The 20,668-nt window shown below is 69.5% G+C and carries 20 protein-coding genes; 11 read left to right on the plus strand and 9 right to left on the minus strand.

Translation table 11 applies throughout. The annotated features are described in order from the left end of the window. Positions 1–265 precede the first annotated feature (265 nt). Both ACZ6S4_RS00850 and ACZ6S4_RS00855 read left to right on the plus strand, forming a co-directional pair. Positions 266–3,820 carry a ThuA domain-containing protein gene (locus tag ACZ6S4_RS00850; protein WP_465472866.1) on the plus strand — a complete coding sequence of 1,185 codons (3,555 nt, stop codon included), beginning with the start codon at positions 266–268 and terminating at the stop codon, positions 3,818–3,820. 30 nt (positions 3,821–3,850) lie between these two features. Continuing rightward, a complete protein-coding gene (locus tag ACZ6S4_RS00855; RefSeq protein WP_465472867.1) occupies positions 3,851–5,194 on the plus strand; it encodes a ricin-type beta-trefoil lectin domain protein in 1,344 nt (447 codons plus the stop codon). Positions 5,195–5,236: 42 nt separating this feature from the next. Here the strand turns inward: ACZ6S4_RS00855 and ACZ6S4_RS00860 are convergent, their stop codons facing one another. Then, positions 5,237–5,410 (minus strand): hypothetical protein, encoded by a 174-nt coding sequence (locus tag ACZ6S4_RS00860; RefSeq protein WP_433728255.1) that lies wholly within the window; start codon positions 5,408–5,410, stop codon positions 5,237–5,239. Positions 5,411–5,628: 218 nt separating this feature from the next. On the opposite strand from ACZ6S4_RS00860, the gene ACZ6S4_RS00865 reads away from it, so the two are divergent. The 3 genes from ACZ6S4_RS00865 to ACZ6S4_RS00875 all read left to right on the plus strand — a co-directional run bounded on the left by ACZ6S4_RS00865 (position 5,629) and on the right by ACZ6S4_RS00875 (position 7,537). After that, entirely contained in the window at positions 5,629–5,763 is a 135-nt protein-coding gene (locus ACZ6S4_RS00865) for a hypothetical protein (RefSeq protein WP_465472868.1), read from the plus strand. A 1,125-nt stretch (positions 5,764–6,888) separates the two neighbouring features. Then, positions 6,889–7,326: an ATP-binding protein gene (locus ACZ6S4_RS00870; protein ID WP_465472869.1), complete on the plus strand. Its 438-nt coding sequence runs from the start codon at positions 6,889–6,891 to the stop codon at positions 7,324–7,326. A 73-nt stretch (positions 7,327–7,399) separates the two neighbouring features. Next, the gene (locus tag ACZ6S4_RS00875) at positions 7,400–7,537 is read left to right on the plus strand and encodes a hypothetical protein (RefSeq protein WP_465472870.1); all 138 of its coding nucleotides are present in this window, start codon (positions 7,400–7,402) and stop codon (positions 7,535–7,537) included. A 163-nt stretch (positions 7,538–7,700) separates the two neighbouring features. Here the strand turns inward: ACZ6S4_RS00875 and ACZ6S4_RS00880 are convergent, their stop codons facing one another. Then, positions 7,701–7,982 carry a hypothetical protein gene (locus ACZ6S4_RS00880; RefSeq protein WP_360823499.1) on the minus strand — a complete coding sequence of 94 codons (282 nt, stop codon included), beginning with the start codon at positions 7,980–7,982 and terminating at the stop codon, positions 7,701–7,703. Between the two features lie 256 nt (positions 7,983–8,238). Continuing rightward, positions 8,239–8,442 (minus strand): transcription antiterminator/RNA stability regulator CspE, encoded by a 204-nt coding sequence (gene cspE, locus ACZ6S4_RS00885; RefSeq protein ID WP_184995226.1) that lies wholly within the window; start codon positions 8,440–8,442, stop codon positions 8,239–8,241. Positions 8,443–9,439: 997 nt separating this feature from the next. On the opposite strand from cspE, the gene ACZ6S4_RS00890 reads away from it, so the two are divergent. Beyond that, entirely contained in the window at positions 9,440–10,756 is a 1,317-nt protein-coding gene (locus ACZ6S4_RS00890) for a TolB family protein (protein ID WP_465472871.1), read from the plus strand. A gap of 12 nt (positions 10,757–10,768) precedes the next feature. Here ACZ6S4_RS00890 and ACZ6S4_RS00895 read toward each other — a convergent pair whose 3' ends face one another. Next, positions 10,769–11,074 (minus strand): hypothetical protein, encoded by a 306-nt coding sequence (locus ACZ6S4_RS00895; RefSeq protein WP_465472872.1) that lies wholly within the window; start codon positions 11,072–11,074, stop codon positions 10,769–10,771. Between the two features lie 1,117 nt (positions 11,075–12,191). Next, complete coding sequence (locus tag ACZ6S4_RS00900; RefSeq protein WP_465473479.1) at positions 12,192–12,770, minus strand: hypothetical protein; 579 nt, start codon at positions 12,768–12,770, stop codon at positions 12,192–12,194. A gap of 321 nt (positions 12,771–13,091) precedes the next feature. On the opposite strand from ACZ6S4_RS00900, the gene ACZ6S4_RS00905 reads away from it, so the two are divergent. Continuing rightward, positions 13,092–13,226, plus strand: a complete 135-nt coding sequence (locus ACZ6S4_RS00905) for a hypothetical protein (protein WP_465472873.1) — start codon at positions 13,092–13,094, stop codon at positions 13,224–13,226. 21 nt (positions 13,227–13,247) lie between these two features. Here ACZ6S4_RS00905 and ACZ6S4_RS00910 read toward each other — a convergent pair whose 3' ends face one another. Then, the gene (locus tag ACZ6S4_RS00910; protein ID WP_465472874.1) at positions 13,248–14,294 is read right to left on the minus strand and encodes a flavin-containing monooxygenase; all 1,047 of its coding nucleotides are present in this window, start codon (positions 14,292–14,294) and stop codon (positions 13,248–13,250) included. Between the two features lie 73 nt (positions 14,295–14,367). Here ACZ6S4_RS00910 and ACZ6S4_RS00915 point away from each other — a divergent pair, with 73 nt between their 5' ends. Together ACZ6S4_RS00915 and ACZ6S4_RS00920 are read left to right on the plus strand one after the other, a co-directional pair. Then, a complete protein-coding gene (locus ACZ6S4_RS00915) occupies positions 14,368–14,571 on the plus strand; it encodes a hypothetical protein (protein ID WP_465472875.1) in 204 nt (67 codons plus the stop codon). Between the two features lie 18 nt (positions 14,572–14,589). Continuing rightward, the gene (locus ACZ6S4_RS00920; protein ID WP_465472876.1) at positions 14,590–16,230 is read left to right on the plus strand and encodes a hypothetical protein; all 1,641 of its coding nucleotides are present in this window, start codon (positions 14,590–14,592) and stop codon (positions 16,228–16,230) included. Here the strand turns inward: ACZ6S4_RS00920 and ACZ6S4_RS00925 are convergent. Together ACZ6S4_RS00925 and ACZ6S4_RS00930 are read right to left on the minus strand one after the other, a co-directional pair. After that, a complete protein-coding gene (locus ACZ6S4_RS00925; RefSeq protein ID WP_465472877.1) occupies positions 16,208–16,567 on the minus strand; it encodes a TM2 domain-containing protein in 360 nt (119 codons plus the stop codon). The two genes, ACZ6S4_RS00920 and ACZ6S4_RS00925, sit on opposite strands and share 23 nt — an antisense overlap. A gap of 21 nt (positions 16,568–16,588) precedes the next feature. Beyond that, complete coding sequence (locus tag ACZ6S4_RS00930) at positions 16,589–17,569, minus strand: MsnO8 family LLM class oxidoreductase (protein ID WP_465472878.1); 981 nt, start codon at positions 17,567–17,569, stop codon at positions 16,589–16,591. A gap of 142 nt (positions 17,570–17,711) precedes the next feature. Between ACZ6S4_RS00930 and ACZ6S4_RS00935 the strand changes: the two genes are divergently transcribed. Then, positions 17,712–19,724 (plus strand): DUF4153 domain-containing protein, encoded by a 2,013-nt coding sequence (locus tag ACZ6S4_RS00935; protein WP_465472879.1) that lies wholly within the window; start codon positions 17,712–17,714, stop codon positions 19,722–19,724. 52 nt (positions 19,725–19,776) lie between these two features. On the opposite strand, the gene ACZ6S4_RS00940 is transcribed toward ACZ6S4_RS00935, so the two are convergent. Next, positions 19,777–20,283: a TetR family transcriptional regulator gene (locus ACZ6S4_RS00940; RefSeq protein ID WP_465472880.1), complete on the minus strand. Its 507-nt coding sequence runs from the start codon at positions 20,281–20,283 to the stop codon at positions 19,777–19,779. A gap of 52 nt (positions 20,284–20,335) precedes the next feature. Between ACZ6S4_RS00940 and ACZ6S4_RS00945 the strand changes: the two genes are divergently transcribed. Then, positions 20,336–20,665: a VOC family protein gene (locus tag ACZ6S4_RS00945; protein ID WP_465472881.1), complete on the plus strand. Its 330-nt coding sequence runs from the start codon at positions 20,336–20,338 to the stop codon at positions 20,663–20,665. Positions 20,666–20,668 lie beyond the last annotated feature (3 nt).

Below are 20,668 nucleotides of genomic sequence, written 5' to 3' on the forward strand. Positions count from 1 at the left end.
AATAGTGGAATTGGTCGACAGCGTAGATGTTCCTTTCGACAAAATCAGCCCACAAAAATGTGTAATGGAATTGGTCCAGCTGTAGTCGTATTGACTTTCAGCAATGGCTGAACGCATGCTGGCCGAGCCCGTCGCGGCGGACGGCATGACGACCTGACCGGCACACGCACGCCTTCGGTACGCCCGGCAACGCCCGGACCGTCCGAGGGACGGCGCCGCGTGCCCGTGGTCGTCAGCCCCTTCCCCCGCCAGTACAGGAGACGGCATGCGTCGCAGCACATTGATCATCGGGGCGATAGCGGGTCTGCTGTTGTCGTTCGCGGTCGCCGTTCCACCGGCGTCAGCGGCCCCAGCGTTCCGCGCTCTGCTGTTCACCAAGACCACCGGCTACCGCCACGACTCGATCCCCGCGGGCGTCGCCATGTTCACCGAACAGGCTGCCGCCAACAACTTCGAAGTGGTGCACACCGAGGACTCCACCGCCTTCACCCCGGCCAACCTGGCCACCTTCGACGTGCTCGTCATGTTCCAGACCTCCGGCATGGTGTGGACCACGTCGGCCCAGCGGCAGGCGGTGGAGGGATTCCTGGCCGCCGGCAAGGGCATCGTCGCCGTCCACAACGCCGTGGACATGGGCATCGAGGCCGAATACCCGTGGTGGGACCAGACGGTCAACGCCGGCGCGCACATGCCGGAGCACTCCCCCGGCGTGCTGCCGGGCACCGCCGTCGTCGCCGACAAGAACCACCCGTCGACGGCCGGCCTGCCGGACCGCTGGAACCGCGGCGAGGAGTGGTACAACTTCGACCGCAACCCGCGCGGCGACGTCCACGTCCTGGTCACCGCCGACGAGCGGACGTACAACCCGGGCCCGCGGGCGATGGGGCCCGATCACCCGATCTCCTGGTGCCGCAACACCGCCGGCGGCCGGGTCTGGGCCACCGGCATGGGTCACGCGATCGCGTCGTACAGCGAGACCGCCTTCCGCAACCACGTCCTGGGCGGCGTCAAGTGGGCGGCCGGCACCGAGCCCGGTGACTGCGGCGGCACCGTCTGGAGCAACTTCGAGAAGCGCACGCTCGACGACAACACCGCCGACCCGATGGCGCTCGCGGTCGCCCCCGACGGGCGGGTGCTCTACGTCCAGCGCGCCGGCCAGGTGAAGATCTTCCGGCCGGCCACCAACAGCACCGTCACCGCCGGCACGCTGAGCGTCTACACCGGCGGCGAGGACGGCCTCACCGGACTGGCCCTGGACCCGAACTTCGCCAGCAACGGCTACGTGTACCTGTACCACTCGCCGGCCGCCAGTACGACAGACGTCAACCGGGTCTCCCGCTTCACGCTCACCGGCGACACCTTGAACCTGTCCAGCCAGGTGACGATCATCGACATCCCGGCGTACCGGGACCGCACCTTCCCGGAACCGGGGCACACCGGTGGCTACCTCGAGTTCGGGCCGGACGGGAACCTCTACATCGGAACCGGTGACGACACGCCGCCCAACCTCGACCCCAACTGGCAGGGCTGGGCGCCGCTGGACTGGCGCTCGGGCAAGGCCAACCTCGACGCCGCGCGTACCGCGGGCAACACCAACGACCTGCGGGGCAAGCTGCTGCGGATCCGGCCCTCGGCCGGTGGCGGATACACCGTCCCGACCGGCAACCTCTATCCGCAGGGCACGGCACAGACCCGGCCCGAGATCTACGCGATGGGCTTCCGCAACCCGTTCCGCTTCTCGATCGACCCGGCCAACGGCCACGTCTACCTGGCCGACTACGGGCCCGACCGCAGTGGCGGCACCACCAACCGCGGCCCCGAGGGGCTCGTCGAGCTCAACGTCATCAAGGCGCCGGGCAACTACGGCTGGCCGTTCTGCCACGGCAACAACCAGCCGTACGCGCCGTTCAACCCGGACACCGGCGTCGTCGGCGCGAAGTTCAACTGCGCGGCACCGGTCAACAACTCGCCCAACAACACCGGCCTGACCAGTCTCAAGCCGGTCGTCGCCCCGAACATGTGGTACGGCTACGGCACCTCACCGACGTTCCCGGAGCTCGGCTCGGGCGGGTCGGGCCCGATGGGCGGACCGGTCTACCGCTACAACGCCGCCAACCCGTCGGCGACGAAGTTCCCGCCGTACTACGACGGTGTCCACTTCTTCTACGAATGGACCCGCAACTACATCAAGGAAGTGCACTTCGACTCCGCCTCGGCGGTCACCCGGACCAACCCGTTCCTGCCCGCGGGCAACTTCATCAAGCCGATGGACCTGGAGTTCGGCCCGGACGGCTCGCTGTACGTGCTGGAGTGGGGCTCGAACTTCGGTGGCGGCAACAACGACTCCGGCCTCTACCGGATCGACTACATCCAGGGCGGGCGGTCCCCGATCGCCAAGGCGACAGGGACGCCCACCAGCGGAAACGCGCCCCTGACGGTGCAGTTCAGCAGCGCCGGCACGACCGATCCCGATCCCGGCAACACCCTCAGCTACCTGTGGACCTTCGGCGACGGCACCACCTCCACGGCGGCCGGACCGTCCCACGTCTACACCGCCAACGGCAACTACGCCGCTCAGCTGAGGGTCACCGACAACACCGGCAAGGCGTCCTTCGCGAACGTGCAGATCACGGTCGGGAACACCGCACCGGTGGTCACGATCACCGTGCCGGCCAACGGCGGGATGCTCAACTTCGGCGACCGGGTCCCGTACACGGTCACCGTGTCCGATCCGGGCGGCGCACCCGTCGACTGCACCAAGGTCCTGGTCAACCCGGCCTTGGGCCACGACGACCACCAGCACGAGACGACCGACTATCCGGGCTGCTCAGGGACCATCGCCACGGACCTGCTCGGCGGGCACCCCGACGGCGCCAACCTGTACTACGTCCTGCGGGCCCGCTACACCGACGACGGCGGTGCCGGTGGCGCGAGCCCGCTCACCGGTTACGCCCAGGCAGTCCTGCAGCCCAAACACAAGCAGGCGGAGTACTACAGCAGCCAGTCCGGCGTACGGGTCGTCGAGCAGGCCGCAGCGGAGAGCGGCAAGCGGATCGGCGACGTCTCCAACAACGACTGGGTGGCGTTCGGCCCGATGAGCCTGTCCGGCATCACCAGCGTCAGCTACCGGCTGTCGTCACCGAACAGCGGCGGATCGATCGAGCTGCGCGCCGGCTCACCGACCGGCACGCTGCTGGCCACCACGCCGGTGCCCAACACGGGCGGCTGGGACAACTACCAGTCCACGGCGGCGGTCACCACCACCGCCCTGGCCGGATCCCACACCCTGTACATGGTCTTCAAAGGCTCCACCACCAGCCTGTTCGACGTCGACTCGTTCACCTTCGGCGGCAGCGGCGTGGGGACCGGTGCGCCCGACCCGGGCGGGGTGGCCGGCCGCACCTGGACCGTCACGGCCCAGCACAGCAGCAAGCTCATCGACGTCAGCGCCGCGTCCACCGCCGACGGGGCCCAGATCGTCCAGTGGGCGGCGACCGGCGGCAACAACCAGAAGTGGCAAGCCGTCGACGCCGGTGGCGGTGCCGTCTACCTCAAGGCGGGACACAGCAACAAGTGCCTCGACCTCATCGGCGGCTCCACCGCTCAGGGCGCGTTCCTGCAGCAGTTCACGTGCAACAACAGCAACCAGCAGAAGTTCCTCGTGACAGCGACCGGTACCGCGGGCGTGTACACCGTCAAGAGCGTCCCCAGCGGACTGTGCATCGACGTCAACGGCGCGGCCACGACGGACGGCGCACGCCTTCTGCAATGGAGCTGCCACAGCGGCACCAATCAGCAGTGGCGATTCACCGCCGCATAGCCCATCTCATCAAAAGGAAAGGACGCAGCAATGCGACAGGGCAACAATCGGCACAGATGGCGTACGCCGATAGCCGTCGCCGCGACCCTGGTTCTCGCCGGCGCGGGGGCCGCCGGAATCCGGCTGGCGGCCGCGGCCGCCGATACCGTCGCCCTCGCGGCGACGGCCGGGTGCGGCAAGGCCCCCGGATTGAACAGCGGCACGCACACGATTCAGAGCGGCGGCCAGAATCGCAGCTTCATCCTGCGGGTCCCCGCCAACTACAACAGCAACAACCAGTACCGGTTGATCTTCGCCTTCCACTGGCGGGGCGGCACCATGAACGACGTCGCCTCGGGCGGGACCAGCGGCAGCACCTGGTCCTACTACGGCATGCAGGAGCAGTCGAACAACAGCGCGATCCTGGTCGCGCCGCAGGGCAACGGCAACGGCTGGGCCAACTCCGGTGGGCAGGACGTCACTTTCGTCGACGACATGATCCGGCGGATCGACGATGCCCTCTGTGTCGACACGACGCAGCGCTTCGCCCTCGGGTTCAGCTACGGCGGCGGCATGAGCTATGCCCTCGCGTGCGCCCGGGCCAACGTCTTCCGCGCGGTCGCGGTCTACTCCGGCGCGCAGCTGAGCGGCTGTAGCGGCGGCACGCAGCCGATCGCGTACTTCGGCCTGCACGGCATCTCGGACAACGTCCTCAACATCTCCCAGGGACGTGCACTGCGTGACACGTTCGTCCGGAACAACGGCTGCTCCGCGCAGAGCCCCCGCGAACCGTCACAGGGCAGCGGGCAGCACGTCACCACGCTCTACGCCTGCCGGGCGGGATACCCGGTGCAGTGGGCCGCCTACGACAGTGGCCACGGGCCGGGTCCGGTCGACGGGTGCTCCGGCTGTGAGGACGGCGTCCGGACCTGGACCAAGGCAGAGGTGTGGCGGTTCTTCGCGCAGTTCCAAGGCACCGGTCCCTCGCCGGATCCGACCACTGCCCCGCCGAACCCGACGGGCAACCGGCTGCGTAACGAGGGTTCCGGCCGGTGCCTGGACGTCAGCGGGGCGAGCACGGCCAACGGTGCACAGACGCAGATCTGGGACTGCCACACCAACCCCAACCAGCAGTTCACCCAGAACGGGCAGACTCTGCGGGTGATGGGCAAGTGCCTGGACGTGCCCGCGAACGCCGCAGCCGGCACCCGGGTGCAGATCTGGGACTGCAACGGCGGCACCAACCAGCAGTGGAACCGCACCAGCAACGGCACGATCAGCAACGGTCAGAACGGGTTGTGCCTGGACGTCAACGGCGCCGGCACCGCGAACGGCTCCGCGGTCATCGTCTGGAACTGTCATAGCGGCGCCAACCAACGCTGGGCCGCAGCCTAGCGTTCACCGAGTGGCGGTCCCGGCGATGCCGGGGCCGCCTCGTCACGCCGGATCTGCGGCCGCCAGCTTGCTCGGATCGAGGTGCAGCGTGGCCAGCAGTCCCCCGTGCTGCGCGGAGTCGATGCGTTCGGGTAGCTCGCGGTCGACGAAGTTCGCTCGGTCGTTCTGCCCGCGCTCGCGGAGAATGCTGAGCACGAGGGCTTTGGAGATGATCATTGTCTGCTCTTCCCAGGGTCGCGTCCGCCGGCGTTGGATCGGAGCCGCCGAGGTCTGGAGCGACAGCACCAAGACTACGCCTGCTTCGGGTCGTCCCGGGCTGCGGTCGATGGTCTGACGAGGCGATGTACTGCCACCGCTGGCAGCAGCGGAAACAGCGTAGGGTCAGCGCGGGTACCACGCTGCACGTTCACCGACCTGTTCCAGGAGGTTCGATCATGTCCAAGGACTCGACGACCAAGGCGAACGTCAAGAAGAAGGGCAAGACGATCAAGGAGAAGCAGACGGCGAAGCGCCTGAAGCGCGACGAGCAGAACGGGCACTCCTCGAACATCTTGTCCACCAAGCGCTGACGCGGCACGGTCGCTCCGTAGTCCGGATGCGGCGGACACCCGCCGGGCCCTCAACGGCCCGGCGGGTGGTCGAATGCGGAACGGCCGGCGGTCAGTCCGTGGCGCGTGCCGCCTGATGATGAGGTCGCTGACAGGCCCCGGCTGAGTGATCAGTGACAGGTGCCCGGCGCTGACCTGCACGGTACGGGCGTGAGCGCGAGAGGCCATGAACCGCCCACCGGTTCGGGCCGAGGATCAGGTTGAAGTCGAAGATCGGCCGGGGGTATCGGCCGGTGAACAGGATCGCGAAGAACGCGGCGACCGTTGCCCGCGTTGTGGGTCAGCTCCTGGGCGGTGCCGGGCTCGGTGATCAGGTCAGGGCAGCACGCCCGGTGGGCGCCGGCTCGCCGGTGAACCGGCCCACCGATCCATGACCGACCCCTACGCGCAATCGACGCGGCCGCGCGTCTCCCGGCGCGGGTTGTCACTTTCCGGTGGAAGGCCGAGGACGGCGACCGCACCGGCTCACACCGCCGGCCTCGCCGGTCCGCACGCAGCTACGTCCGGACGGTGCCGCGACGCGGCCACCGCGATTGCCACCTCGGCCCACGCGTGGCCTGCCTCAGATGATCGATGCACCGGTCACGGCCGGCGGCGGTCCACACGTTGACCCGGGCGGACGCCGGGACGCGTCGCACGGTCCGCGCGGTGGGACAAACGGGAGACCGCATGCCCGATGCCGACGGCAGCGGCCGTCCATCGGCCACGCGAGCCGGTCACCGGCACGCGCAACCCATCCAGCAGCCGCCACAGCCGCACACCGCAAGCTGCACACCGGCCATGCTGTACACAGACGCCGCACGGATGGCTCGACTCATCGGCGACGACCACCGGGCCACCGCACCGGGCACAATCGGTGTCTCCAGCGGCATCCATGAAGACACCGTAAGCCCTCCTCACGATCGCCGCGAACGCTCACCTACACCCGCGCCTTCACGCCGGGCGGTGGTGCAAGTCTCGGCGTAGTCTTCGGGTATCGAGCCTGTTCCGCACAGCTCGGCCGCTCTGGACCCCGGTGGCGCACCGTCAGGTACGTTGAGGAGGTCCCATGCGTCATCAGCACTGTGCGACAGCGTCGGACGACGAGTGAGGACGCGACCCGCACCGCTGGCTTCGTACCACTCAGGTTTTGACCTTGACGCCCTCACCTCGGTGCGGCGGGCGGTGGCCGGCTGGCTGTCCCGGACCGACATGTCCCGAGAGCGTACGTGTGACCTGACGCTGGCTGTCGGCGAGATGCTCGGCAACGCCATCGAGCACGGTGGTGGCCGCGGAACTGTGCGCCTGAGCCTGGTCGGCCGCAGTGTCACCTGCCTCATCAGTGACGAAGGACCGGGCCTGCCCGACCGGGTCGATCGCCACCACGCGCCGCGGCCGGCTGCCGCAGCCGTGGACGGGCGCGGACTCTGGCTGGCCTTCTCGGTGTGCACAGCAGTCCGGTTGATCTCATCGAAGCACGGCACACGGGTCGAACTGATGATGGAAATACCGCTGACCGAGCACGGTCACTCCCCCGCGGCGTGACCCCTCACATCACCGTCGCCCGTACCACCTTGCCGTGACGCGTCGGCACGACGCCCCACGCGGTCGAGACCCTGTGCACCAGCGGCAGGCCCCGGCCTCGTTCCTCGAGGTCGCCCTGCGGGCCGACGAGCTCGAGTTCGCCCGGGCGAGGCTCTGGAGCCGGCATGCCCGCGCGACGAGGGTGCGGGCGGCTGCGACGGACGCCGGATGAGGCTCCAGGCGGACCTGCCGACGGTCGCCCGCGGAGCAGCGATGCCGGAATCAGAATGACTGTCCCGACGGGACGACGTTACCTCAACCGGAGGGAAGCGTCGGTCACCGTACGGATGACCAGCGCCGGCGCATCACCGCGGCTGATGCCGTGCGTCGCACTGTCAGAACGGTGCCGGACCCCGTCCGGCCAGCGAAATCAACAGCTGCGTGGCGAGCAGCTTGCGCATGCCGGTGACGGCGACTGTCCCCACCCGATCGTAGGGCAGTTCCAGTTGCAGCCCTTCGACCGCGTCGCGAAGGTCTGTGGTGATCTCGTCCGGACGGAACGTGCCGCCCCATCCGTCGAGTCCTCCGCGCTGGTTGGTGCTGAGGGAGGCCATGCCGGAAATGCACGCGCCGTCAGCCAGGGTCAGCCTCGCAGGGCCTGAGTACGTCGTCGTCATAGTCATCAACCTTCGGGGGGAAAACGCCGTGCACCCACGGTCCGTGCGGCCTGGCAGTCAGTCAAGCCAACAAGATTCGATGTCTGCGTCCGCCTGTTACCGGCTGGACGCGCGCCCGGGTGAGCCGTCAGTCAACCCGGGGACCCGAGCGCCCACGGGCCGATCCTTCGGACGCCGGGCATGATGCTGTGCCGGAAGCGTCAAACGTCGAACGGCGGCCCGCTGAACCACAGGGCCGCCGTTCGCAGAGCACGGGTCAGAGCGGGCGGATGTTCTCCGCCTGCGGGCCCTTCTGGCCCTGGGTGATGTCGAACTCCACCTTCTGGTTCTCGTCGAGGCTGCGGTAGCCGCTCGTCGCGATGGCGGAGAAGTGGGCGAAGACGTCAGCGCCGCCGTCGTCCGGGGTGATGAAGCCGAAGCCCTTGTCGGCGTTGAACCACTTCACGGTACCTGTAGTCATATCTGCTCCTTCGCAGGCTGTAGAGGCCGCACTGTGCGGACTCTGACGCCGCCGCGTTGATTACCTGCGTCGAAACCGACACCCAAAACGAAAAGCGCCCGAAGGGTTTTGGATAACCCATCAGGCGCCGGAAAACGTCTACGGAAATCAAAACTGCAACTCGGCAACCGTAGCACATGATCTTCTGTCGATGTCCGAGCAGCCGGTGGGCGGCTGGTAGCGGGAGTAACGGCGATGCCCACCTGCCGAGCGGAACGGAGACATGACGAGGGCCCCGGCGCGAAAGCGCCGGGGCCCAGGGCTACAGGTCAGAAACACCATCTACCGACAGGTACGTCGGCTTGTCGTATCCGCACCTACCGCCAATGACGGTTTCGGGTGCGAGGATCGCATAAGCGTGACCGGAGACCACCTCTCGTTCGATGGAGACTGCGGTGTCCACCCCAGCTGAAATGACGGGCTGGTGGCGGGCGATCCAACGGTGTTCGGCCCTCCCTTTCCTCTGCTTCTCACTTCCACTGGTGTCGTGCTGTCCGCCGGTGTCGAAGCCCCACGCGACTTCGTGGCCCCGCACACGTGCGACGGACGCTCTGCCAAGCGGAACCCTGAACCAGCCTCGGCCCCGCCTGATGTGCCCCGACCTGGACTTACGCCGGGGTCTTGCCGTGCCCTTGCCTTACTCAAGGTTGCGGTGACACGAACTCACCGCCGGGCCGAGCGAGCCGCGAGAACATCCGGGCCCTGCTTAACGCTCGGTCAGATCGTCTGCGTCTTCGGCGATCTCTGCTGTCAACCCGCACAACGTTAGCCAGGTCCACCGAGCTTGTCTAGTGATCTGGACATAGATTTTCTCGGCGCCGGGCGCCCGCTTCGGCACGGAATCGATGACCGTCTCGGTGTGCGCAACCACCGCCCATCGGCTGTTGCCCCATCGGTGGCACAGGGTGGACAGTCTCCAAGGGAAGGTCGCCGCGTCCTCGGACAGAGGGATATGACCATGGGCTCTCGTGCCACTGCTGCCGCTACCGCAGTCGTTTCGCTCATCGCCGGCGCCTGGGGCACGCCGGCGTCAGCCATCCCCCAGGCGACGACGATCCGGGTCAGCACTTCTCTGGCCGGAGGAGCACCCGACAACTTCAGCAACGAGCCGGCCATCTCCGCGGACGGCCGCTACGTGGCGTTCACATCAGCCGCGTCCGACCTGGTCCGCCGGGACACCAACGGAGCCTGGGACGTGTTCGTCCGCGACGTCCGCACGGGCGTCATCAGCCGGGTCAGCCTGTCCGACACCGGCACGCAACTCGACGGAGCGACCTACCAGCCCACCATCAGCGGCGACGGTCGCTACATCGCCTTCGTGTCCTTGGCCACGAACGTGATCGCCGGCGATCCCAACCCGACGGGCAACATCTATCTGCACGACCGGCGGACCGGCGACACGGTACGGATTCCGCCGGCCGGCGGAGGCGCGCCCTACGCGCCGTACGCGGACAACCCGTCGATCAGCCGCGACGGCCGCGTGATCGCGTTCACCAGTCGCAACCCCGTTCTGCCCGGCGACACGAACGACACCTCCGACGTCTTCGTCTGGCGCCGCGACACCGCGCGCATCGAGCAGGTCAGCGTGTCCAGCGAGGGCCACCCCGGCGACGCTGAGAGCTACGAGCCGGCTGTCAGCGCCGACGGCCGGTACGTGGCCTTCACCTCGCATTCCGGCAACCTCGCCACCGACGGCGTAACCGGGCAATGGGAGATCTACCTGCGTGACCTGCGGACCCGTACGACCACGATGGTCAGCAGGTCGAGCGACGGCGTACCGGCCAACGGGGAGAGCAACGTCGGCGGGGTCAGCGCCGGTGGCCGGTACGTCCTGTTCACGTCGAGTGGGTCGAACCTGGTCCCGGGGGACGTCAACGACGTTCCGGACGTGTTCCTGCGGGACCGCCGGCTCGGCACCACCCGCCGGGTGAGCGTTTCGCGTACCGGTGAGCAGCTGAGCATGGGCAGCGGCCAGGCGGCACTCAGCGCGACCGGACGCTACGCCGCCTTCGTGTCGCCGGACCCCACCATCGTGGCGGGCGACACCAATGAGCTCGCCGACGTGTTCATCCGTGATCTGCGCACCGGGCGCAGCACTCGGGCGAGCGTGCCGGCCACGGGCGGACAGGCCGACAGCGACAGCAACGACCCCGCGATCGATGCGCACGGCCGGCGCGTCGCCTTCGTGTCGACGGCGACGAACCTCCTGCCCGAACCCGCCCGCGGCATCGAGGCGGTGTACCTCCGCAGCTACTCGGGCGGTGTTCCGCGCTGATTTCGATGCCGTTCAGCGGGCGGGACGGAGCAGCACGGCGTACAAGTCACCAGGGCCGGGCTCGTGGACATTGCCGTCGGCGTCGCGCCCGAGCGGAGCGGAGTCGCCGGCTGCCGGGAAGTACCAGCCCTCTTCCACATCGGCCAGCGGCGAACAGTCATGCCCATCCGTTCCGTCCCTCGCGACGACCACAACGGCATCCTCCGGCAGGTCGGCGAGAATTTCTCGCAGACCCGCGACGGTCATCATCCCGAGAGTGAAGATCGGATCGACCCGGGCATTCTGATCGCGTACGTAAGTGTTGTCATCGGTGCTCACTGCCATTCTCCGTTCGTTGCGACGTCGCCATGATGCGTCATGGGGGCGCCCCAGATCTCCGATTGCCCCAGAGGCTCCTCGACGGAACCGGGTCAGCGGTTGCCGATCCTGGTCAGCGTGGTGCGCGACCGGATCGTACGAGTAGAGCTCCACGATCGACTGGCTGGAGCCGGTCGTCGGATCGGTGAAGCGTGCCGGCCGACCCACCACCGGCGACCGGAGATCGACCGGGCGTGCCATCGACCGTCACCTGGGCCGTACCGTCGCGCACGGTGATGCCGGTCCGGTGCGTCTGCCCGACCTGGAACGCGCTCGCGCCGGTCGAGATGGTCGGACGGCCCCGGCCCTTGGATCCGGGCCTTCCCCGGGACGGCCACCATCGACCTGGGCGCGGCCGACGCCACGGGCCGCGACGCCGACGGCGACGAGCTGGACCTGAACGACGCCAGCGCCTCATCCAGTCGATCGCGCGACAACGCGATCCCGATGCCGGCACACACGACCGTCGCTGCCGCGGACACGGCGACCAGGCGGCTCACCCGCCGATGAACGGCCGCGGCCGGTTCCCGTACGCCGGAAGGCCGCACCCGGCCCGTGTGCTGTGCCGCCTCGGCGGCCGTGAGCAGCTCCGGCCGCTGGGCGAGCGCTCCCCCGGTCTCCGCCTCCAGCAGCAGGTCGAGCAGCTGATGGGCGGACGGCCGCTCGGCCGGATCCTTGGCCAGCGTGCCGGGGAATCCGCCCGGAACGGGTACGCCCGGTCGCCGCGTAAGCCACCACCACACCGCCGTCGAGCACCGCCGCCGTGCAGAAGCCGGGTACCTCGCGGGCCCGGTTGACCTCGCTGCGGAAGCGCCCCCGGAACTCCGCGTCCCAGGCGTGCTCGGCCCGCAACATCTTGACCGCCACCAGCCGGCCATCCGGTGAGCGCCCAAGGAAGCAGTCGCTCGTCGAGCGCCGTCCCGGCATCGTCGCCGCCGAGGAGCACCGCCGACGGCCCGACGGCGCTCGCGGACTCCTCCGAAGGCGGCGCGGCCGCCGGCGACGGCTGCCCCGAGGGCAGATGACGCAGCCTCAGTGGCGCTCTGGGTGCGAATTCCGTGTCGTCCGCGCGGCGTGGTCAGAGATCGGCTGCGTCGTCGTATCGGCGGCGCAGGTCGGCCAGTTCCGAGTCGGGCAGGGCCTCCTTGGTCGCCAGTTCCGCATACTTTGCCGGGAACATCTGCCGCAGCCGGTCGATGTACCTGACGCTCTCGGTCGCCTCGACCACCTGGATGCCCGCCGGCTGGGTGGACATGTCCACGATCACCGGACCGGCGAGCTTCACCGCCCCATCCCACGCGCGCTTCTTTTCGGCGACCCCACAGAGGTGGAAACCGTAGACCGTCCGGACGTCGGCGAGCGCGGTGACCTCGGCCGGCTCGTAGCCGTAGACGCGGACTCCGCAGACGACTTCCGGTTTCGCGTTCGCGTCGGTTGCGACCTGCTGGCCACCATGCCCGGTGTGGTTGTGCTGCTCGGGCTTCGACTGCTCAAGGGTGGTTCGCATCCGGGCCACAATCTGCGCCTGCAGCCCTTCCGGCTCTGCCTCGCGACCGGCCGATCTTGTGAAGATGACGGCACCGAACGAAATCAGCAGGACCACCGCCACCCACACGAAGCGGTTTCGGTACCAACTCGCGAAGCCCCGGAAACCCATGATCACTTCTCCTCGTCGCCGTGCTGGTGGGCTGGCAGACCGAACCGGGAGGATTCGGCGTGTCAGGCCGGGCCCTGCGGCGCGCTGAGACTTGCACCCGGAACGACCGGCAACGTCCTGGGCCGAAGCTGCGCCTGCCCGGCCGCAAGCAGCTGGGAGCGCTCCCAACCAGAATGACATCTCCGTGTCGATCTATCAACCAGTGTCTATGGATGGCACGACGTCGCCGAACGGCTCGCACCGGTCATCGCCCAGAACCTCACCGACCACCCGTGGCTGAACGACCCGGGCGCGCACCTCATCAAGAGCGAGAACGTCACCATGCAGACGTTCATCGACTCCGTGGTCGCGCTCTCCAACCCGGCACAGATCGACGTGCTCACCCGGGCCAGCCCGCTCGCGCACCAGCGCCTACGGCCCGCGTCCGAGGCCGGCGACGACACCAAACCCGAGTGACTCCCGGTTCGGCCGCCCTCGTCAGCCGCTCAGGCGTCGGCTGAGGGCGGCGACCGCGGCCCGCCCGGCCCGGTTGGCGCCGACGGTGGATTGCGAAGGGCCGAAACCGATCAGGTGTACGCGGGGTTCGCCGGCGACCTGGGTGCCGACCAGACGGATCCCGCCCCGCTCGTTGCGCAGGTTCAGGGGGTCCAGGTGCGCCAGGGCAGCCTTGAAGCCGGTGGCCCAGAGGATGGCGTTAACCGAGGTGAAGGAGCCGTCGGCCTCGCGTACCCCATAGGGTTTGATCTCGGTGAACATCGGGCGGCGCTCCAGGGCCCCACGCTCCTTGGCCGCCAGCGCGTAGGGCGTCCACAGCAGGCCGGTGTAGGAGACGACACTGCCGGTCGGCCGGCCCGCCTCGACGTCGGCGATAACCTTGCCGATCACCTCGCGGCCGGTCACCTCCGGCTCGAACGCGCCGTCGCGGAAGACCGGCTCCCGGCGCGTGTACCAGAAGGTTGTCGCCACCCGGGAGATCTCCTCCAGCTGCTGGACCGCCGAGATCCCGCCGCCGACGACCGCCACCCGCAGGCCCGCGAAACGAGTCGCCGACACGTAGTCGTGGGTGTGCATCTGAAGGCCGGCGAAGGTCTCCTGGCCCGGATAGTGCGGGCGGACCGGGTTCGTCCAGGTGCCGGTCGCATTGATGACCGCGCGCACCTGCCGGACGCCGGTGCTGGTCTCGACGATCAGGTCGCCGTCCGGGTCGGCGTCGGCCCGGCGTACGGCGGTGACCCGGACCGGCCGCTCGATGGCCAGGCCGGCGGCCCGCTCGAAGTCGGCGAAGTAGCGCGGCACGGCGGTGCGGCTCGGCTCGTCGGGGTCGAGCGGCGGCCTCGGAAAGCCGGGCAGGTCGAAGATGCCGTTGACGGTGGCCATCCGCAGCGACTCCCACCGGTGCTGCCAAGCGCCGCCCGGCCGCTCCTCGGCGTCGAACACGACGAAGTCGATGCCGCGCCGCCGCAGGTGATAAGCCGCCGACAGGCCGGACTGACCGCCCCCGATGACCGCCACGGTCGTGATCATGAAGCAAGCGTACGACCGGCTTCCGCCGCACAAGTTTCAGATTCCGCTTCGGGCACGCAACTAGACTGGACCTGTGACGGATGCCGATCTCATCGCCATCGCGCGGGCGAAAGCGGCCGAGCTCCGTCGCCCGTCCTTGCGTGACGCCGAGGTGAAAGTCGACGGGCCGCTGGCGGAGGTTCTGCTGAGCGACCCGCGGTACGCCCGCGGTGGCGGGCTCCTGGTGGTCATCGATACCGCGACCGGCACCGTCCTGCGGGTGATACCGCAGCTGTGAAGGGCCTATCGTCGTGGGGTGTCGCTCGCCGAAGACCTGGACGACCCGGATGACATGATCCGGTTGCTGGCCGTCGGGAGAGCCGCGCGCGACGGTGGGCCCGAGGTCATCGGCAAGCTGCTCGACCTGGCGCTGCACGACGGTGCCGAGGTGCAGACGGTGGGTGGCGTGGCCGAGCGCTGGGACAACGTGAGCGACGCCGCGGCGGGCGCCCTGGCCGCCGTCCTGCGCCGGCATGCCCCGGCCGACCAACGGATCGGCCGGGCTGTCACCGACTTGGCCGAGGACGACGACCGCGTCGGCCGGCTGCTGTACTTCCTCGGCCCCGACGCCGAGCCGGTGCGCCGCGAGCTGGAGACGAGCAGCGAGAAACGGCTCCGTTTGCGGGCGCTGCGGGCGGTTTCTCCCTTCGACCGTCCCGTGGAGCTCAACCGCCGCTTCCTCGGCGACCCCTCGCCGACCGTCCGGCTCGAGGCGCTGCGCGGAAGTTCCCGGTTCGGCCCGGAGGACGCCCACCGGGCGCTGACCGACGTGAGCGCGGAGGTACGGCGGGCCGCCGTCCGGAAGTCGCAGTGGCGGGACACGCCGGCGTTCGTCGCCGCGGCGCGCGTCGAGACGGTACGTGAGGTCCGGGAGCAGTACGTACAGGCGCTGGTCGCACGACCACTGACCGACGATGTGTTCCGGGCGCTCCTGGGATACCTTGCCGACGACGGCTGGGTGGGGCGTACGGCGGCCCGGCGCCTGCGCCTGATCGACAGCCCTGGGGTCGTTGCGGCGGTCGCCTCCCGGATCCTGGTCGTCGACGACGAGGCGCACCTGGCGAACCTGGCCGAGTTCCCCCACCTGCTCGAATACGCACCCGAACTGTTGGAGCCACTGCACTGTCTGCACCGCAGCGCGACGGACGGCGAACTGCTCGGCATTCTGGGCCGGCTGCCGCGCTGGGAGCGGTCCGCGTACCCCTTGGAAGATCCGGCGGACGGCCTGGACCCGGTGCAGCAAGCGCGGCTTCTCCGCGCCGTCCTGGGTTGGGCGCACAGTGTCTTGGAATCAGACAGTGCCGTGGAATCGGATGGCCTGGCGGCGTGGCTGGCGGCACCGGACGACCACACCGCCGCGGAGTGGATCATCGAGCACGACTGGTTCGGCACCGGGCCGGCCGCCGACCTGCTGCACGCAGCCATCGAGGGCGACCTGCGGCGCGCGCTGGCCGTCGACCTCGGCTCGGATCTGCTGCGCCTGGCCCACCTGTTCACGGCCCGGCAGATTCGCGCCGGTCTGGACCCGCTGCCGCCGAGACCGCTGAGTCGCCTGCTGACCGAGGGTCCCGACCTGCTACGCGTGCGCTTTCACCGGGGCCGCGCCGTCGTCCTCCGGCTGCACGGATCGGCTGCCGTCGGCCCGCACCTCCAGCCGGCGGACGCGTTGCTGCACGTGCCGTGCCCGGATTGCGGCACATCGGCGCGGGTGCAGGGTTCACCCGCGTGGACGTATCGCGACGAGGACCGGGTACGCGAGTTCGAGGACGGTTACGCGGCCACACTGATCGGCGCCTGCCCGGCGTGCGGCACGTCGGTGCGCACGGAGGTGCTGATGTCAGTGACGGAGGGACGATTCGACGGCCCGCGTGAGGTCAGCTGGGACGCCCGGTCCTGAGGGCATCGGACAGATCCTCGACGATGCCGTACCGGGCCATGATGGCTGACCGGCGTGACCGGTTGACCGCCCGCACCCGGCGTCCCACGAAGAACACGTCGAGCAGCGTCCACACGCCCAGCCCGCCGAAGGTGAACAGCATCGCTATGGACCGGCCGGTGTCGCCCAGGTAGAAACGGTGCCCGCCGAGAATGCCGCCCACGCACCACAACGCGTACGCCACCCGGGGGTCCTTCTTGACCGACCGGTAGTCCGCCTCGGCCATCAGCACGGTGTACCGCTGCCAGCCAGGAAGGGCGACCGGGCCGGATCCGGGTAGCGGCGCGCTCGAACTCATCGGCGCAACGATAGTCCGGGATCAGGGGCGGGAGAACATCGTGGCCAGGGCGGCGTCCGAGGCGTGCAGAGCGTCGCGGTCGAAGGTGCTGCCGGTGGCGACCAGTTCGGCGGCTCCGGTGCGGTCGAGCAACTCGGTGAGGTTGCGTTCCACCCGGTCGGGTGTGCCGGTGATCGCCGCGGCGGTGATCTGGTCGACGTACTGCTGCTGGCGCGGTGTCCGGGCGGCGGCGCGGGCGGCAGCCACCGGTTCGAGTGGCGGGAACACTCCGGTCGTACGGCTGCGGGCCATCGCCCACGCCTCGGGCAGCAGCAGGTCGGCGGCTTCCGTGTCGGTGTCGGCGACCAGCACGTCCAGACTGATCGCCAGCCACGGCTCGGGTTGCTGGGCGGAGGGTTCGAAGGTACGCCGGTAGTCGGCCAGCGCCTGGGCACCGTCCGCGCCGAGCAGCGGGCCGCCCACGATCACCGGGAGGCCCAGTCGTGCCGCGATCCGCAGGCCGGTTCCGGTGGCCAGCACGTACAGCGGGATGGGTTCTTCCGGCTGCGGGTGCAAGGTGATCTCCGCCGTACCGGTGAGGAAGTCCCGCAGCTCGGCCAGGTCGGCCGCGAAGTCGCCGTCGGTCTGCCGCAGGGCCCGGCGCACCGGCGCGGTGAACCCGGGCGAGCGGCCCAGCCCCAGGTCGACGCGGCCCGGGGCGAAGGCGGACACCGTGGCGAACTGCTCGGCGACGACGAGCGGCTGGTGGTGCGGCAGCATGACACCGGCCGAGCCGAGCCGGATCACCGTCGTGGCGCCGGCGACGGCGGTCAGCAGCGGTGCCGGGGCGGCGCCCGCGATCCCGGGGACCCCGTGGTGCTCAGCGACCCAGAAGCGGTGATAGCCGAGGTGCTCGGCCCGCGTCGCGCGAGTGACGGTGCCCCGGAGCGCCGCACCGTCTGTTTCGCCGCTACGGGTGCGTGACCGGTCCAGCAGCGAGAGTCGAACGTCGGCGTTGATCACACCGGTGCCAGCGTCCGTGCGGGCGATTCTTGTTCCCGCACGCTACTCTCCCGTCGTCGCGGCGATACGGACCCGTTCCAACGTACGAAATGCCGCGCGATCGGCCCGCCGCGGGCCGAACCGATCAACCCAGGAGGGCGCAGTGGCGGATCTGCCACCGAAACAACCTGATCCCTCGAAGGCGGCGAAGGCCGCCCCCGAGGGGCCGCCGCCGGCACCCCAGCTGCTGGTCATGCCGCCCACCGAGGCGATCCCGCCGCTGGTCTGGCCGGGGGCCGAAGGGGAACCGGCATGGGCGATCCCGGTTCTGGTCCCGCCCGGTACGCGGGGATACGCGATCTTCGTGCCGATGGTTCCCGTGGAGGCGCCGGTCCCGGCCGCCACCGAACCGGCCGCCACCGAACCGGCCGCCACCAAACCGGCCGCCACCGAACCGGCCGGCCAACCCGACAAACCCGCGGCAGCGCCGGCCGTCACCACCCCAGCCATCACCACCCCGGCTGCGGCCGCTCCGGCAGCCGCCAAGAGCCCGGCCACGGCACCTCCGGCCGCCCCGCCGACGAAGGTTCTGCCACCGGCTCCTCAGCGTCCGCAGACCCACACGCCCCGGTACCCGCCGCGCCCGCTCGGCACGTACGAGCGGCCGCCGACCGCGTGGCAGACGTTCCGCAAAAAGCACTGGCCCGGACCGAAGGAATCCCAGGGCTGGGCGGTCCCGGCCGGCGTGCTCGCCGGCGCCCTCGGCTTCCTGCTCTTCCTGCCGCTGGACCGGGTGGGCATCGGCTGGTTCCTCGGCTGGCTGGCGCTGACCCTGGGAGTCGCGTTCGCCGTCCGGAGATCCGCCGGTCTGCCGCGCCGGGAGCGGCTGCTCCGCTCCGGCTGGGCCGTGGCAGCGCTTGCCCTGCTGCTCATCCCGGCGTTCCGCAATGCGTGGTGGCTGGTGACGTTCAGCGTGCTGGGCGCGATCGGCTGCACCGCGCTGGCGATCGTCGGCGGCCGCCGGATCAGGTCGATCCTGTTCAGCCTGGTGGCTGCCCCGTACGCCGCACTCGCCGGCATCCCGTGGGTCCGCAGGCACCTGAAAGCGGGCCGCAACCCGGGAATCGCCCGGCGAATAGTCTTCTCGGTCACCCTCACCGCTGTGGTGCTGCTCGTCTTCGGCGCGCTGCTGTCGTCCGCCGACGTCGCGTTCTCCCAGCTGCTGGACGACGCCATCCCCGATCTCAGCATCGGCTCGATCTTCCAGTGGATCTTCCTGGCCGCGGCCGGTGGCCTGCTCGCCGTCTCCGGGATCTACACGCTGGCCGCACCGCCGGCGACGTCCAGCCTGGACACCGAGGGCAAGGGCAGATTCGGCCTGATCGAGTGGGCGCCGGCCGGCGCCGCGCTCGTGCTGCTCTTCGGCGGTTTCGTCGCCGTGCAGTTCACCGTGCTGTTCGGGGGAAGCCGGCACGTGCTGGAGACGGCCGGGCTCAGCTACTCGCAGTACGCCCGGAGCGGCTTCTGGCAGCTGGTCGCGGTCACGCTGTTGTCCCTTGCGCTGATCGCGAGCCTGGCCCGCTGGGCGAAACGGGACCAGCCGGTGGAACGGGTGCTGCTCCGCGTACTGCTGGGTCTGCTCTGCGCCCTGAGCGTCATCATCGTCGCGTCCGCGCTGTCGCGGATGTGGGAGTACCAGCGGGTCTACAGCTTCACCGGTGAGCGGATCTTCGTGATGGCCTCCGAGCTGCTGCTCGGCGTGATCTTCATGCTGATCGCGGTCGCCGGACTCAAGTGGCAGGGCCGCTGGATCCCCGGAGCCACCGTCGGTCTCGCCGTGCTGATGCTGCTCGGTCTCGCCGCCCTCAATCCCGAGGGCTATGTGGCCAGCCGCAACGCGGCCCGCTACGAAGGCTCCGGCAAGATCGACGCCTGGTACCTGCGGGCTCTGTCCGCCGACGCGACCCCGGCTCTGACCAAACTGCCCGATCCGGTACGGCGGTGCACGCTCAGCTGGATCGCCGAAGACCTGGAGGACGCCGACCCCTGGTACGCCTGGAACCTCGGCCGGCAACGGGCCCGCGAAGCCCTCGCCGAACTGGGGCCCGCCGCGATCGGAAGCCAGAAGGACTGCCGCGCCGCCGACCAGTTCGACCTGCCCAAGAAACGCCGATGAGTGATGGAGCTCCGGTTCCGCACCGGAGCTCCGCCCTCGGTGACCCCGCTGGTCAGCGGATCAGCTGATGAAGGGCGCGGCGTACGGATGCGGAGTCCCGGCCGTGCCCCACCGCGTCGGCTGCCGCGTCGAGGGCGGCGCGCCAGGCCGCGATGAGAATCCGGCTGACGGGGGCCCCGTCGCGGTCAGCCAGCGCGGCGAGGAACGCTTCGATCGGGTCGGCGGACCGTTCGGGATGCGGCTCGGCGAGCAGCCGCGCGAACCCGGCCCGTACGAGATAGTCGAAGCCCACGAGCAGGACGCCGCCGAGCTCGTCCGGGCGTATCGCGGCGGCACCCTCCATACGGTCGAGCACGCGTTGCTCGACATCCTCGCGGATCAGGGTGTACAGGCCGGCCTTGCTGCCGAAATGGTGGTACAGCGAGCCGATCGTGACATCGGCCCCGCGGGCGATCTCGGTGACCCCGACGGCGGCGAAGCCTCGCGCTCCGAATTCGGCCAGTGCCTGCTCGACGAGGCGCGCCTTGGTCGTTCCCGGGACTGGTATCCAACTTCGCACGACCTGACTATAGTCAGGCTCGGTAATAGCGTAACCCGGTTATGGAGCCGTCATGCAGCTGACCTTCCTCCTTGCCCCAGTCCCCGACCTGGCCACGGCCCTGCCCTTCTACCGCGACACGCTCGGCCTCGATGAGGCCTGGCGAGAGGGCGAGAACACCGTGGCTTTCCACCTGCCCGACCGGAAAGCGCAGATCATGGTCGTCGCAGGCGGTGATCCCGCCGGTCCGATGTACAAGGTCGACAGCGTGCCGGCGTTCTTCGCCGAACGGCCGCAGATCAAGGTCGTTATGGCTCCCCGGCCGATCCCCGGAGGGTCGGTGGCCGGCTTCCACGATCCGGCCGGCAACGTTGCGTACGTCTTCGATCAGGTCGAGGCGTAAGCA

This window comes from Actinoplanes sp. NPDC051405, from assembly GCF_055586185.1.

Coding starts and splice junctions, on each gene's coding strand:
- ACZ6S4_RS00850 (WP_465472866.1), top strand. CDS start 266: ATGCGTCGCAGCACATTGATCATCGGGGCGATAGCGGGTCTGCTGTTG.
- ACZ6S4_RS00855 (WP_465472867.1), top strand. CDS start 3,851: ATGCGACAGGGCAACAATCGGCACAGATGGCGTACGCCGATAGCCGTC.
- ACZ6S4_RS00860 (WP_433728255.1), bottom strand. CDS start 5,410: ATGATCATCTCCAAAGCCCTCGTGCTCAGCATTCTCCGCGAGCGCGGG.
- ACZ6S4_RS00865 (WP_465472868.1), top strand. CDS start 5,629: ATGTCCAAGGACTCGACGACCAAGGCGAACGTCAAGAAGAAGGGCAAG.
- ACZ6S4_RS00880 (WP_360823499.1), bottom strand. CDS start 7,982: ATGACGACGACGTACTCAGGCCCTGCGAGGCTGACCCTGGCTGACGGC.
- cspE (WP_184995226.1), bottom strand. CDS start 8,442: ATGACTACAGGTACCGTGAAGTGGTTCAACGCCGACAAGGGCTTCGGC.
- ACZ6S4_RS00890 (WP_465472871.1), top strand. CDS start 9,440: ATGGGCTCTCGTGCCACTGCTGCCGCTACCGCAGTCGTTTCGCTCATC.
- ACZ6S4_RS00900 (WP_465473479.1), bottom strand. CDS start 12,770: ATGGGTTTCCGGGGCTTCGCGAGTTGGTACCGAAACCGCTTCGTGTGG.
- ACZ6S4_RS00905 (WP_465472873.1), top strand. CDS start 13,092: ATGCAGACGTTCATCGACTCCGTGGTCGCGCTCTCCAACCCGGCACAG.
- ACZ6S4_RS00910 (WP_465472874.1), bottom strand. CDS start 14,294: ATGATCACGACCGTGGCGGTCATCGGGGGCGGTCAGTCCGGCCTGTCG.
- ACZ6S4_RS00925 (WP_465472877.1), bottom strand. CDS start 16,567: ATGAGTTCGAGCGCGCCGCTACCCGGATCCGGCCCGGTCGCCCTTCCT.
- ACZ6S4_RS00945 (WP_465472881.1), top strand. CDS start 20,336: ATGCAGCTGACCTTCCTCCTTGCCCCAGTCCCCGACCTGGCCACGGCC.